We start from the raw sequence: 13,999 nt of genomic DNA, 5'->3' as shown, positions 1-13,999 counted from the left end.
AAGCCCCTGTCACAAGCCCTCCTGTGCGACTACACCGCACAGGAAAACCCACCAACTAGACTATAAACATCGGAATATCTCGACGTTGTAGTTGCCAAATTAAATATTTTGACAGCAGTCCGTCCATCCCTTATAGGCTAGTCGCCAGCTACCTTCTAGACAAATAATTTAATCCTCTCAAATCACTTCTGCATCCTGTGTTGCTTGAGAACTTTAGCGGGACTGACAAAGGAAATGCCCTGAGAAGAAGAGGTACTAATCATGACAGCTTCAATGACAGGCTCATAAACCGTTTTCTGGGCAACCCACTCCACAATGAAGTTTGCACCTGAGCCTCCACTTGTATCATCTGCTGCAATGAAAAAGTCTGTGGAAGCAAGCGGCTTGAGTTCTACTGGACTCTTAATGTCCTGCCTAATCAATTTCCCATCAGTATCGTAGTAACGCACCGAAGTAATAATAATCGAAGTTGTCAGATCCGTATTGCGGATACTGAGGGTGGCTGACAAATTCATGACTTGATCCTGGCTATTGTAGTGATAAATATGTGAGTAAATAGGGACATATACGGTTTGTCCCATCACAACTTTTGTTTTATCTAACGTGACCGATCTCAGTGAGGTTTCACGTTTTGTATCAAGTTGTTGCCTTTGTGAGGTAGTTTGCTCAGAACAAGAGGTAATGACGATCGCGGCGATCGCCCAATAAGCCCAGAAATGCTGTTTCAGCTCCATCGACATCCATCCAAATACACCACATACATTGCAGTTACGCCTACAGCAGAGTGCACCTTCTCTCTCGTTTGAGGCGGCTTAGTGATAAGGTTTGAGCGGCAGTTCAATCTGAAACGTTGAGCCTTTGCCCACTTCACTCGTCACATGAATTTTTCCACCGTGGGCCTGGACAATTTGTTGGGCGATCGCTAACCCCAGTCCAAATCCACCACTATCGAGCGATCGCTCAGTGTCCACCCGATAGAAGCGATCGAAAATATAGGGCAAGTCGGATTCTGGAATGCCGATGCCCGTGTCGAGTACCTGAATGATTGCCCAGCCTGGATGGGAAATTAAGCGTAATTGTACCATTCCTCCAGCAGGCGTGTATTTACAGGCATTGTTGAGCAAGTTTTCGACTACCTGCCGTAGCAAATCAGGGTCAGCCCACAATTCGCTCCGTTGCTCAGAGGGTTTGTAGGTTAGTTTGAGGTTCTGAGATTGTGCAAGCGGAGCGAACTCGGTTGCTAAATTGCTCAGCAGATCGTTGAGATTGAGTAACTTGAGCGATTCAGGCACAAGCCGTCCTTGATGACGAGCTAACAGCAGCAAATTATTTACCAGCAGTCCCATTGATTTCGCACTGTCTACAATGTTTTCCAAGGGGGGGTGGTAGCGCGAGTCATCAATCGCAATCATTAACCCAAGCTGGGCATTGGTGAGGATGGCAGAGAGGGGCGATCGCAACTCATGGGAAGCATCGGCTGTGAACCGTTGAAGCTGCTGATAGGCTTGCCGAATCGGTTGCATGGCCAGCCCACTGAGAAACCAACCTGTGAGGGCAATTAAGCCCAGTGTTAGCGGGACAGCGAGAGTTAGCACAATCTGAAGCTCAGTGAGCCTGTTTTGAGTTTCTGTCAGGGGAGTTGCAACCTGAAGATAGCCAAGCACCCCGGTTCTGCCTTCGACTGGTAATGTCACCTGACGCAGCCAGATCCCTTTTCCCAAAAGTGGGTCAGTCGATCGAACAGTGAGATAACCAAAGGACGTATTTAACTGCTCTGGGGAAGGAGTCCCAAAAAAACGAACGAGCCGCCTTTGTGCGTTAAACCAGCGCACATAAATCAGATCTTCTGCAACGGGATGAGACCCACTGCCTAACAAGGGGACATGACTCAGATCGACCCGGTTCTGGTTTTGGCGAACTTCATAATACACGCTGGCAGCCATGACTCTAGTTTTGTCATAGAGCAGTCGGTCAAGCGCCTCTAGTTTATCTTTTACCTCAATCTGGTAAATCACCCCCGCAAACAGCACGAGAATGCTTCCCATTGAGAGGGTGAACCAACGAGCCAGATTGCGACGACTTTGATTGAACACGGCTTGCCTTTACGATCGTTACTTTTCAGGGGAAGTCAGGCGATAACCCATACCGTAAATGCTATCAATCCAATCTGCTGCTCCTACAGCCTGCAAGCGTTGGCGGAGTTTGCGAACTAGAACTGCGATCGCATTGCTCTCAGGTTCAGTCCCCCATTCCCACACGCCTTGTTCAATCTGATTCCGAGTCAAAACTTGCCGGGGATGACGCATAAAATACTCTAACAACTGAAACTCGCGACACGAGAGGGAAACGGTTGCACCTTGTCGCTCAACGGTAAGAGTATCCAGGTGGAGGTGCAGATCCTCAAGGCTGAGCGTATCTCCTTGCCAAAGGGGCGATCGCCGTCTTAATGCCCGCACTCGTGCCATGAATTCCAGCAAATCGATGGGTTTCACCAGGTAGTCATCTGCGCCTGCGTCCAACCCGGTCACTTTTTCAGGCGTGGTGTCTCTTGCCGTGATCATCAAAATCGGCGCTGTTTTCCCTGCAGATCGATATTGACGACAGAGATTTACCCCACTGATATGTGGCAACATCCAGTCCAGAATCAACAAATCATAATCTTTTTCTGATAACAGCCACTGCGCCGTCTCTCCATCTTTTACCCCATCTACGCTATGTCCTGCCTGAGACAGCACTGTTTGAAGCGGCATCAGTTGCTTTGGGTCGTCCTCCACAAGTAGGATTCTCATATATTTCTTTAATTGGGCTTATAACATTTATATGCTGATGGAATTTACCTATTTTAAGCATGAATCTAAAAATGCCAACACTTGCTTTTTTTCTATTTGCGGCTCTAGGAGAAATCTCTGGATGTTACGCTTTCTGGGCCTGGGTGAGACTTGAAAAGAGCATTTTATGGATTGTTCCAGGCATTTTAGCTTTAATCTGTTTTGCGCTTGCTTTAACTCAAGTCAATGCTTCAAATGCTGGAAGAGTATATGCTGCCTATGGAGGTATTTACATTCTTGGATCTCTGGTTTGGTTGTGGCTCATTGAAGGAGTTAAGCCAGATAAGTGGGACTTGCTTGGTGTTACAATTTCCCTGATTGGAACTGCTGTAATTTTGTTGAGCCCACATCGCTGAGCGGTATGATTATGGAACTGAAACATTTGAGGCATCGGCCTTGAGTATGATTTCAGCAGAGCGATCGCTCCACTAAAGTGCAAATATAGCAATCCTAAATCATTTGTGAATTTCTTACTCCCTCCCCGCGGGTTCGGGGAGGGTTGGGGTGGGGTAAAAAATGTATGTGGCAGGTTACTAAACGTTGGCTAAAAGCATCAGGCGCAGAGTTTTGGTTGCCATTGCCGTTTGTGGCGATCGCGTTTTGGGTTGGTTCGAGTTTCCTAATGGCTCAAGAATTACAACAACCCCAGATCGCAAAGAATAAACTTCAGGCAGATACCCAGCTTAAAGCAACGGTTTCTGTCAATATATTGCTCATCAACGCGGTGATTAACCGAAAACAAGGAACAACCCAGGTTGCGGTAGAAACAGCAGAACCCATTTTGAAGCGATTGGAATTAGAATTGCCAATGACTGACGCAACCCAGATAGAGGCAGCGATCGCGCAAGAACTGCAGTTATCACGTCAAAATGTTCGCCAGTTAGTCCGTTACGAGCTCGTTGAATAAGTTTATTGTTTCAATATTGCGATCGCATCCAGTCAAATAAGGTTGCCAAATCCATAGGTTTCCTGGCTGCGATCGCGCAGTTTTGTTAAGTGGCAAGAGCCTTTGGCGCTTGCCACTTCACTGTTAGGAACTACTGAGTGACGATTTCGTTAGTGATGGAAACATTCGCTGCAACTTGCCGAGCGATTTGTTCTGCCAATGCTTTTTGTTCGGCCGTTTGAACGCGCCCGGTTAACACAATCGCATTAGCTCGATCGTCTGCGTCCAAATCGAATTGCTTGAGGGTGGTATCCGAGTCCAAGGCATCTTCTACGCGATCGGCAATATCGTCAATGTTTTGATTTTCAGCCGTCTGTGCGGTCGTGGTTGCAGGCGCAGAAGCGGTTGGAGCATTCGTATTTTCAGTGGCAATTGTGGGAGCAGAAGTAGATGGAACAGTTGTCTGTGAAGTATTGGGGGGAGTGCAAGCACCTAAACCCAAAATTGCAACAGTGCTGACGCTGATTCCTTGCACCAAGAGCTTTAATAATTGCATATTCTTTGTCTGTTTTGTTTGTTTTGAAACGCAATTTTGCCGATAAACCTCAGCATGAAGTTTTTCATCATCTCAACTTAACAAGTGAATGTACAATCGTTCATCCATCAAAAGTAATGCTTTTTATAACCCTATTAAAAGGAAACACTCAATCAAATGCAGTGAACTAAGGTTGGCAAGTTCACAAGCTATCTCAATCCGTTCTCTGCCTAAGTAGACGGAGCAAATGTGATCGAAATGTGAGTAACAGAAATCAGTCGATCATTTTTTGCTCACATTCATCAATGACGCTAGAAACAAGACGAAACAACAGACAAGCACTTGGCTTGACAAGAAGCGTTATGACTGCAACGAATGTAGAAAAATTAGTAGAACACTCTTGGCATGACATCTCTGTCGAGAAAGTGGCTCGGCTTTTAGAGAGTGACCTGGAAATAGGGCTATCTTCCGATGTGGCAGCAGAGCGGCGCGAGATCCTCGGCCCCAATCAACTAACGGCTCAGAAGCAGCAAAGTGCCTGGTTGCGATTTTTTCAGCAACTGAATCAGCCGCTAATCTACATTTTATTAGCCTCTGGCATAGTAACAGCATTTCTGAAAGAGTGGATTGATTCAGGGGTAATTTTTGGGGTGGCTCTGACGAACGCCACCATTGGTTTCGTTCAAGAATCAAAGGCAGAAAATGCGATCGCCGCTTTAGCAAAATCTGTTGCAACTGAGGCAACGATTCTGCGCCACGGTCAAAAGCAAGTGGTTTCATCCAGCGAACTGGTTCCTGGCGATCTCGTCTTGCTGTCTTCTGGGGATAAAGTGTCTGCGGATCTGCGACTGATCGAAGTCCGTGACTTACAGGTCGATGAGTCAGCCTTAACGGGAGAATCTGTCCCGGTTGAGAAGGAATCCCAGGCGCTAGAGGCAGACGCTGCACTGGCCGATCGCACGAACATGGCGTATACCGGAAGCCTGGTAACGTTTGGACAGGGACGCGGACTGGTGGTCAGCATTGGCGAGATGACCGAGACCGGACACATTTCCCAACTGATGCAGCAAAGCACCACGTTAGAAACCCCGCTGAGTCGCAAAATTGACAAATTTAGCAAAACCTTGCTGTACGTCATTTTAGGTTTGGCTGCCTTCACCTTTGCAGCAGGCATTGCCCAGAGATTTTCTTGGGTTGAGGTGTTCAAGGCATCTGTGGCGCTTGCCGTCAGCGCAATTCCTGAAGGCTTACCCGCGATTTTAACGGTGACACTGGCGATCGGGGTTTCCCGGATGGCAAACCAACACGCCATTATTCGCAAACTTCCGGCAATTGAGACGCTGGGCAGCACCACGGTGATTTGTTCCGACAAAACCGGAACCTTGACAGAGAATCAAATGACTGTTCAAGAGATCGATGCCGGTGGAAAGCGATATCGGGTTAGCGGTGGAGGATATGCACCAGACGGGAAAATTTCTGTAAACGGACACTCCGTTGACCTGGCGAACGCACCTGCTTTATATGAATGCCTGCAAGCAGGATTGTTGTGCAACGATTCTTATCTAGACGTGCAAGACGGGAACTGGACGGCGATCGGTAGTCCAACGGAAGGGGCGCTGGTTGCGGTAGCCCAAAAAGCGGGGTTAATTGCTGAGAAACTGGAGGAAGCGCTTTGCCGACTCGATACACTGCCGTTTGAATCTCAGTTTCAATACATGGCAACCTTACATGACGATCGCCCACAACGGTTGATTTATGTCAAGGGTTCAATTGAGGCAATTCTCAAGCGCTGTCGCCTGATGCTCGATGAAGAGGGAGAGGCGATCGCCATCAACCCAGCGCCGATCGAGCAAACCGTGGAGAGGATGGCAAAAAAAGGGTTACGAGTTCTGGCACTTGCCAAGAAAGTTGTACCCGCTTCTCAATCTTCAATAGAGCATTCTGATATTGAGCAAGGGTTAACTTTTCTGGGTCTGCAAGGCATGATCGACCCGCCTCGCCCCGAAGCGATTCAAGCGATTCAAGCCTGTCGGTCTGCGGGAATTCAGGTCAAGATGATTACCGGCGACCATGCCAAAACAGCAGCAGCGATCGCGCACCAAATGGGACTAAATCAAACCCAAGATGCTCCCGTTTTTACCGGTCAAGAACTCGCTCAACTGAATCAGCAGCAATTAGCCAATGCTGTCGAACAAAGCTGCGTGTTTGCTCGTGTCGCGCCAGAACAAAAGCTGCGCATTGTCGAAGCACTTCAGTCTAAGGGCGAGATTGTGGCGATGACTGGAGATGGGGTTAATGATGCTCCCGCCCTGAAGCAAGCTGATATTGGGGTAGCGATGGGCATCACGGGCACTGAAGTGACAAAAGAAGCCGCAGATATGATTCTGACGGATGACAACTTTGCTTCGATCGAGAAAGCAGTTGAGGAAGGGCGCACGGTTTATAAGAATCTGCTGCGGGCGATCGCCTTCATCCTGCCCGTGAATGGTGGAGAGTCCATGACCATCTTGATTGCCGTACTTTTGGCAACCCCGCTACCCATTTTGCCAGTACAAATTCTCTGGCTGAATATGGTCAGTTCAGTTGCGTTGAGCTTACCGTTGGCATTTGAGCCGCCCTCTCCCGATGTCATGCAACAGCCGCCTCGACCTGCTAATGAACCGCTTCTGTCTCGCAGGCTGACCGCTCGGATTCTGACAGTTTCGGTATTTAACTGGATTGCAATCTTTGGGATGTTTGAATGGATCGTCCAAACCACAGGCAATGAAGCTCTAGCCCGGACGATGGCAATTCAAGCATTGGTTGCGGCAGAAGCTTTTTACCTGTTAAGTATCAGTCGCTTCGTTCCGGCGATCGCCGCCAAACTGCGCGGTAAAGATGAATCCGTTGGCTACGCGGTAGCGATCGGCATTGGGGCTATTTTCATTCTCCAATTCCTGTTTAGCCAATTGGGCATTATGAATCAGTTATTCGACACAGAAGCTTTGAACCTAATCCAAGGCTTAATTTGTATCGGATTCGGACTTCCAATGATTCTTTTGTCAGCTTTGCTAAAGCGTTTTGCACCTCTGAACTAAGTCTTTTTTGTGATGCAACCATTGCAAGCGACTTTACACACTATTTACCAATTTTGTAGCGTTGAATATTGAATATTTCTCATGACTTACCAAAATCTCAAACGTGCTAGCGGCTTATTTACTAATCATCGAAACGTAAAGCAGGCGCTAGTTGAGCTAAAAAGCAGGGGCTTCCCCATGCACAAGATTTCAGTGATTGCTAAACCTTCTGACAATGATGATTTGGACTCTCTGGGCGTGCAGCAAATTTTAATGACAAGAGCAGCAGGCGCACAAGTAGGCGCGATCTTAGGCAGCATACGACTAGGTGCACTAGCCTTAATTGTTGGACTCAGCAGCCTGCTAATTCCCGGTATTGGTCAGGCAGTAGCGGTGGAAAGCATTTTAGCAACTTTCTTTGGAAGTGGGATTGCTGCAACTGCTGGCGGTCTATATGGCGCACTTCAAGGATGGTTGGTGCCAGAAGAACAAGCAAGAATGTACAATGACAGATTTAACCAGGGAGATTATTTGCTCGTCATAGAGGCAATAGAAAATGAGATCGTGATTGCTGAACCTGTCCTTAAACGTTGGGAGATTCTGACGTGGCGTGTCTGTGATGCTACCTAAATTCAAGGTCAGAGAGGACGATTACCTGCGAGGAATTTAGTACCGCGAATCAGAATGTCCAAAACCACTCAAAAATTTGACGGTCGATGATTTTGGGCGATCGCTCTCCTACTCCTGACATACGGATCGACAACTTCCAGTACCCGCCGATTCGGCAAGCGCGATCGGGGGGGCAATGCTTCAGAAGAGACAGTTAAAAAAATATTAAAAACCCGCACGATTAAGAGCAATTAGCATCCTGTAAGGGTTGGGAAATCATCCAGATCTACCAAAAAAATTGCACTCTAAAAACGATCCGATCGCCCAACCAACCCAGAAATCCTGTTTCAGCTTCACCGGCATTCATCCAAATACACCACATAAATTGCAGTTACGCCTACAACAGAGTGAACCGTTTCCTGTAGACTAAAACCGTAGTTAATCTGTCAATTTCTTTGAGGAAAACGAGTTTATGACAGGAGTATCGGTGATCGAGTCGATTGTAGCGCAAGCACCTCCCTTGGGCAGCAATCCTGCTACAAATAGCCAAACGGCAGGAGTCATTCCTGAATTGGTCATCATCTTGATCATTCTGCTGCTGATTGCAACTGTTGTGGCACTCGTAACCCAACGGTTGCGAATTCCCTATGTGACGGGCTTAGTATTAGCAGGTCTGCCCATTACGGAGGTCTTGTCGCGTCGAATTGGTTTAGACCCCTCTTTAGTATTAAATCTTTTCCTACCAATTCTGATTTTTGAAGCCTCGATCAATACTGATATCAGCCGTCTCCGCAGCACCTTTAAGCCGATCGCCCTGCTGGCGGGTCCAGGCTCTATCTTTTCTTCAGGAATTATCGCTGTTCTGGTTAAATTTGGGCTGGGGCTAGACTGGATTCCTGCGTTGCTGATCGGAGTCATTCTGGCAAACACTGATACAGTCTCGATGATCGCGGTTTTTAAAGAGATCCGCGTGCCTTCTCGATTGTCCACCATTGTTGAGGGAGAAACTCTGTTTAACGATGCGGCTGCTCTAATTTCATTTAATTTGGTTTTGGTCATTTATGCGACAGGCTCTCTCACCGCTATACAAGGCGTGAAGGAACTGCTCGTGGTTGCCTTAGGTGGGGCACTGGTCGGGGGTGTTTTAGGTTACTTGAGCGTGCCGATATTTGTTCGCTTAAACGATCCGTTGAGTAGCCTTTTGCTAACCGTCGCTCTCGCATTGGGAACATTCCAAATCGGACAATTTTTAGGCGTATCGGGCGCGGTGGCGGTGGTCATCGCCGGACTTGTTTTTGGCAACCTTGGGCTGCCTCGCAGTTCGTCTGCCTCGGATCGGATTACCTTGCTGAGTTTCTGGGAATACGCTGGTTTTGGCGTCAATACGTTTATTTTCCTGCTGATTGGAATTGAAATTAACCCGCTGACGCTGTGGAGAATTTTGCCATCCATTTTATTCGTCATTCTGGCTTATCAACTGGGACGGATTCTCTCGGTCTATTTGTTATTAGCGGGGCTGCGTTGGTTCGATCGCCCCATTCCCCTACGCTGGCAGCACATTTTGGTTTTAGGGAATATTAAAGGGTCTCTCTCAATGGCCTTAGCTGTTGCGATTCCCTTGACCCTACCAGGACGGGATAACATCATTGCCCTGGTGTTCGGTGCAGTTTTATTTTCCCTGGTCGGACAGGGATTAAGTTTACCGTGGATTGTAAAACGACTAAAAATTAGCCGTGTTTCTGATGTAATGCAGGAAGCTGGGCAGTTACAGATTCAGTTGATCGCTTCCAAAGCGGCTCAAGATGAGCTAGATAGTTTGCTGAAATCTGGCGTGTTACCGAAGGCAGTTTACGAAGAGTTGTGGGCATCATATCAAGCACGGGTAGCACACTCTGAGCGAGTGCTGCGCGATCTCTACAATAAACATCGGGCCGGGCAAGTACAGGGCGATCGCAGCGGGTTAGATACGATTCGACGGCGATTGCTTCTAGCAGAAAAAGGAGCAGTTAGCGATGCCCTCCGCAAGCGAATTGTTCCAGAGGATCTGGTTGAGCCTTACATCAAAGATTTGGATGAGAAACTTCTAAGGTTGGCAGATGACTAGCGCGAATGCCGAGGTAATCAATCATCTGGTGAACTAGCTCTGGACGAGTAACGACTAGGATGGTAGAGCCTGATTCAAGAACAGTATTGCCGTTCGGAATCTCCAGATTGGCGCAGGCATGGCATTGATAACCAATAATCAGCGAACCTGTGGGAAAGCGGGGGTCTTGAGCAATTTGAGCAACGGTGTGACCTGCCACCTTGCAATCGCCTGGAACTGGCAGCTTTAGTACCTCGACTTGCCCGTGTTCAAAGTGCATCATCGACTCGATTTGGGGGTATTCAATCGCATTCGCCATTGATGCAACTGCCAAATCAATAGTGCTGATGATGTGACTGGCTCCGGCAAGTCGATAGGCTTCCAGGAATTCGCGATCGCGCATTCGCACCACAATATGGGAAATGCCATAGCTCCTGGATAGGGTGATCAGCGCTAAATTCAGTGCATCATCGCTGAGTGCTGCAACGACTGCGTTTGCTTGTTTAATTCCCGCTTCCAGAAGAACCGTTGTACTCACCGCACTGCCTTCAAATGCCATCACTCCGATTTTTTCACGAGCAAAGCGACACGCAAGCGGGTCGGCATCGATGATTGCAACCGTATGACCGAGTTTTAATAGCTGCTGGGCTAAACCCAGCCCCATCATTCCTGCTCCACCAATTAATATGTACATGACTATTTGTCACCCCAAAAATGAACTTTAAAGATCGATCGCTGTGAGTGAGATTGTGTTGACTTTCTATCAGTTTAATCGGCTTGTGAGGTGGCTTCTACCGGGCTTACTTATTACCTGTTCGACAGTTAATTTAATCAGCTTTTGGGGTAGGCATTGCTAGCCCGCCCCTCAAGGGATGTTCCTTAGTTAGGTGCCTAGCGAGAACCCTACATAATCTTAGGCACTTTAAAAAACTCCCCATCGCGATCGGGAGATCCCTCCAAAATACTTTCTCGCTTAGGAAAAGGTTGCAAATCGTCCGATCGCATCACATTACTAACATCGATCGCCCGCGTTGTCGGCTGCACCTTACTCGTATCTAGTTCGCTCAACTGCTCGAAATAATCCAAAATACCGTTGAGTTGACCAGTAAACTGCTCTTCTTCTTCCGGCGTTAATTCCAATCTCGCTAAATTCGCTACTTTCCGAACTTCTTCTCTGTCAATCATAAAAATCGGGAATGGGGGATGGGGAATGGGGAATGGGGAATGGGGAATTGGTTATTAGAAACAATAACAAACAACAAACATATAACCAATAACTAATGCCCCATTCCCCATTCCCATCATAGTTAAAAATATACATCAATCTGCGATCGGCCTGTCGTCTTCAGCCAATTTTGCACCTCAATGTAATTGTTCGGGGCCAAACGAATAGCCTCTTTCCAATAATCCGCTGCTTTATCAAACAGCCCTTCCGCCCCTTCTATATTGCCCGCTTCCTTTTCCTTTTCGCCTTGATAGTGATAAATCACAGCAATATTATTCAGCGCTTGCGGCATTCTAGGATTGAGTTCCAGGGCCTCGCTGTAATACTCCAAAGCTTTATCGTGTTCGCCGTTGCTAGTATGGATCAGCCCCATATTGTACAAAACATAACTGCGATCGTAAGGATCTTCCTCCAACTTCAGCGCTTCATGATAATTGTCGAGCGCTTCAGCATATTCGCCATCTGCTTGAGCTGACATACCATCCCGGTAATAAGCAAAAGCTTCCTTCGCCTGCTTTTTCGCCGGCATCATCTTCAGGATGATATCAGCCATTACCGTGAAACTTTTGTCAATAAAGTTATCGTTGCGTTGAGTTCTGGGCATATGCGATTCTTTGGTTAGCGGCTAATCAGAAAAATTAGCCTGTAAAGTTTTCCTATTAATAATTGCGCAACTGTTTTAGTTTGCAGTTGTGTTGAGGGCGCTAAAAAGCATACTCGATCGCAAGTGCGAACCTTAAAAGACGCCCTTGGGTTTAACACCCGCGCAAGCTCTATCTATTTTATATAAGTCTTGCAAGACTTGCAAAAAAACTAGATTTCTTTAACATATCTCTGGCACTCTACACAAAACTTACAAAAACCCGCGCCGAAGGGAAAAGTTCTGCTTTAGAGTGCAGGGGCGATCCTGTTCGAGGGCTTTCCTTCGGCTCGCTTCGCTAACGCCAACGGGGGACGATCGCGCACCGCACCCTACTAACTTTACTCACAATCCCCCGCTGTTGCCCTTTTGGCAAACCAGCAAAAGCAAATGCCGAGGAGAAATTCGATCGCAAAGTTTTATTAAGCTCTCCGGGTTTAGCCAACACTTAAAAGTTATTCGGCAAAACACTAGCAATATTTTGCCCCAAAGTCAAGGGCAGCAAAAAAAAAATCAGAAAGCCGGACACCAAAACCAGCTCGAATTCCCGCAATATATAATAAAAATAACCGGGTAATTTTCACAGAGAGAAACCTATGGCTCCGAATCCCACCATTATGCAAGCCGTCGAACAACTTGGCTACCGCGTTACGGTTGGAGACGTGGCGGCAAAAGCTGGATTAGATGTCAATTTTGCCCAACGAGAACTGTTAACCCTCGCCTCCGAAGCAGGCGGCAACCTGCAAGTAGCAGAATCCGGCGACATTGCCTACCTATTTCCCAAAAACTTTCGAGATATTTTGCGAAACAAATTCTTGCGCTTGCAGTTGCAGGAATGGTGGCAAAAAATCTGGCGAGTTTTATTTTACCTGATTCGGATATCTTTTGGCATAGTGCTGGTAGCTTCTATCCTCTTAATTTTTGTTGCGATCACGCTTTTACTCTCCAGCAGCAGCGACAATGACGGGGGAGGAGAGAGTGGCGGCAGCGACAGAGGCGGTGGTTTTTTCTTTTTTCCCTACTTCTGGAACGACTTACTCTGGATATTTTACTGGAACCATGACGAACCTTACTACCAGCAGCGATCGCGCTTAACTGACCAAAAACCCGAGATGAGTTTTCTGGAAGCAGTTTTCTCATTTCTATTTGGAGATGGCAATCCGAATAAAAATCTAGAAGAGCGTAAATGGAGCGATATTGCCACTGCAATTCGCAACAATCGAGGCGCAGTCGCCGCCGAACAAATTGCCCCGTATCTCGACAATCTCGGACAAGGATACACCCGAGAATACGAAGAATATATGCTACCGGCTCTCGCCCGTTTTGACGGCCGGCCCGAAGTCAGTCCCGAAGGGCAAATAGTCTACCATTTCCCGCAATTGCAAACCACAGCCACCGAGAGAAATTCTGAACCAGTAGCAGCTTATTTGCGAGAAATTATGTGGCGTTTCAGCAACGCCAGTTCAGGACAAATCATGCTCGCAGCAGGGTTAGGAGCCGTCAATCTGGTCGGTGCGTTAGTTTTAGGAAACTTATTAGCTAAAAGTGCGATCGCCGGTGGATTTATCGGTTTCGTCAGCGCTATTTATCCAATGCTCCTGATTTACGGCGTCGGATTTCTCGCAATTCCTTTAATTCGCTACTTCTGGATTCAGTGGAAAAATAGCCGGATAGAAGCCCGCAATCAAGAGCGTCAGCAGCGAGCTATGTTATTAAACGAACCCGATGCCAACTTGCTCCAAAAACTTGCCTACGCTCGGGAATTTGCAGCAGAGAACGTTCTGACTGGAGAAGACTTAGCTTATACAACAGAAACCGAATTAACCCAACAAGAACTAGAACAGTCAGCAAAAATAGATGCCGAATGGCAGCGGAGGATCGACCGATTTTAGATTTGAGATTTGAGATTTTAGATTTAGCAGTTTTGAGCCACAATCTAAAATCGTCACTCCTGGACTCATCAAGACCCAAAAAATCGGTTTTTTTGACCGGAGCTAAGGGCTGGAACGAAGTATTTTTGTCTCTAAAACCCGGTTTCTGCGTAAGTGGCGATCGTAAATCTTAACTCCGACGAACGTTTGTAGTGAGGACTGAAATTCTCATAATTTTCTGAGAACTTTACTCCTGACTGCAAACC

At 47.2% G+C, this 13,999-nt stretch carries 13 protein-coding genes; 6 read left to right on the top strand and 7 right to left on the bottom strand.

What is annotated here, in order from left to right; genetic code table 11:
• Positions 1-182: 182 nt before the first annotated feature.
• From QUB30_RS09110 to rppA, 3 genes are all read right to left on the bottom strand, one after another.
• A complete protein-coding gene (locus QUB30_RS09110) occupies positions 183-740 on the bottom strand; it encodes a DUF3124 domain-containing protein (RefSeq protein WP_333332112.1) in 558 nt (185 codons plus the stop codon).
• Between the two features lie 72 nt (positions 741-812).
• Positions 813-2,093, bottom strand: coding sequence for a HAMP domain-containing sensor histidine kinase (locus QUB30_RS09105; protein ID WP_333332109.1), 1,281 nt, complete (start codon positions 2,091-2,093; stop codon positions 813-815).
• Between the two features lie 18 nt (positions 2,094-2,111).
• A complete protein-coding gene (gene rppA / locus QUB30_RS09100; RefSeq protein WP_333332106.1) occupies positions 2,112-2,789 on the bottom strand; it encodes a two-component system response regulator RppA in 678 nt (225 codons plus the stop codon).
• 59 nt (positions 2,790-2,848) lie between these two features.
• Here rppA and QUB30_RS09095 point away from each other — a divergent pair, with 59 nt between their 5' ends.
• Together QUB30_RS09095 and QUB30_RS09090 are read left to right on the top strand one after the other, a co-directional pair.
• Positions 2,849-3,184 carry a YnfA family protein gene (locus tag QUB30_RS09095; RefSeq protein WP_333332103.1) on the top strand — a complete coding sequence of 112 codons (336 nt, stop codon included), beginning with the start codon at positions 2,849-2,851 and terminating at the stop codon, positions 3,182-3,184.
• A 164-nt stretch (positions 3,185-3,348) separates the two neighbouring features.
• Positions 3,349-3,735 (top strand): hypothetical protein, encoded by a 387-nt coding sequence (locus tag QUB30_RS09090; RefSeq protein WP_333332101.1) that lies wholly within the window; start codon positions 3,349-3,351, stop codon positions 3,733-3,735.
• 130 nt (positions 3,736-3,865) lie between these two features.
• On the opposite strand, the gene QUB30_RS09085 is transcribed toward QUB30_RS09090, so the two are convergent.
• A complete protein-coding gene (locus QUB30_RS09085) occupies positions 3,866-4,270 on the bottom strand; it encodes a BON domain-containing protein (protein ID WP_333332098.1) in 405 nt (134 codons plus the stop codon).
• 341 nt (positions 4,271-4,611) lie between these two features.
• Between QUB30_RS09085 and QUB30_RS09080 the strand changes: the two genes are divergently transcribed.
• The 3 genes from QUB30_RS09080 (at position 4,612) to QUB30_RS09070 (ending at position 10,018) form a co-directional block, all read left to right on the top strand.
• Positions 4,612-7,326 (top strand): cation-transporting P-type ATPase, encoded by a 2,715-nt coding sequence (locus tag QUB30_RS09080; RefSeq protein ID WP_333332095.1) that lies wholly within the window; start codon positions 4,612-4,614, stop codon positions 7,324-7,326.
• Positions 7,327-7,407: 81 nt separating this feature from the next.
• A complete protein-coding gene (locus QUB30_RS09075) occupies positions 7,408-7,935 on the top strand; it encodes a hypothetical protein (RefSeq protein WP_333332092.1) in 528 nt (175 codons plus the stop codon).
• Positions 7,936-8,386: 451 nt separating this feature from the next.
• On the top strand, positions 8,387-10,018 hold the full coding sequence (locus QUB30_RS09070) for a sodium:proton antiporter (RefSeq protein WP_333332089.1): 1,632 nt from the start codon (positions 8,387-8,389) through the stop codon (positions 10,016-10,018).
• On the opposite strand, the gene QUB30_RS09065 is transcribed toward QUB30_RS09070, so the two are convergent.
• From QUB30_RS09065 to QUB30_RS09055, 3 genes are all read right to left on the bottom strand, one after another.
• On the bottom strand, positions 9,975-10,691 hold the full coding sequence (locus QUB30_RS09065) for a TrkA family potassium uptake protein (RefSeq protein WP_333332086.1): 717 nt from the start codon (positions 10,689-10,691) through the stop codon (positions 9,975-9,977). The two genes, QUB30_RS09070 and QUB30_RS09065, sit on opposite strands and share 44 nt — an antisense overlap.
• A 209-nt stretch (positions 10,692-10,900) precedes the next feature.
• Positions 10,901-11,182, bottom strand: coding sequence for an Asp-tRNA(Asn)/Glu-tRNA(Gln) amidotransferase subunit GatC (gene gatC, locus QUB30_RS09060; RefSeq protein ID WP_015174407.1), 282 nt, complete (start codon positions 11,180-11,182; stop codon positions 10,901-10,903).
• 122 nt (positions 11,183-11,304) lie between these two features.
• The gene (locus QUB30_RS09055) at positions 11,305-11,826 is read right to left on the bottom strand and encodes a photosystem I assembly protein Ycf3 (RefSeq protein WP_333332081.1); all 522 of its coding nucleotides are present in this window, start codon (positions 11,824-11,826) and stop codon (positions 11,305-11,307) included.
• 632 nt (positions 11,827-12,458) lie between these two features.
• Between QUB30_RS09055 and QUB30_RS09050 the strand changes: the two genes are divergently transcribed.
• Complete coding sequence (locus QUB30_RS09050; protein WP_333332078.1) at positions 12,459-13,754, top strand: hypothetical protein; 1,296 nt, start codon at positions 12,459-12,461, stop codon at positions 13,752-13,754.
• Positions 13,755-13,999 lie beyond the last annotated feature (245 nt).

Origin of the sequence: Microcoleus sp. BROC3 (assembly GCF_036702515.1) — a bacterium.
Classification (GTDB): Bacteria; Cyanobacteriota; Cyanobacteriia; order Cyanobacteriales; family Microcoleaceae; genus Microcoleus.
The sequence above is the reverse complement of the archived record's forward strand: the minus strand, read 5'-3'. Positions and strand labels throughout refer to the sequence as shown.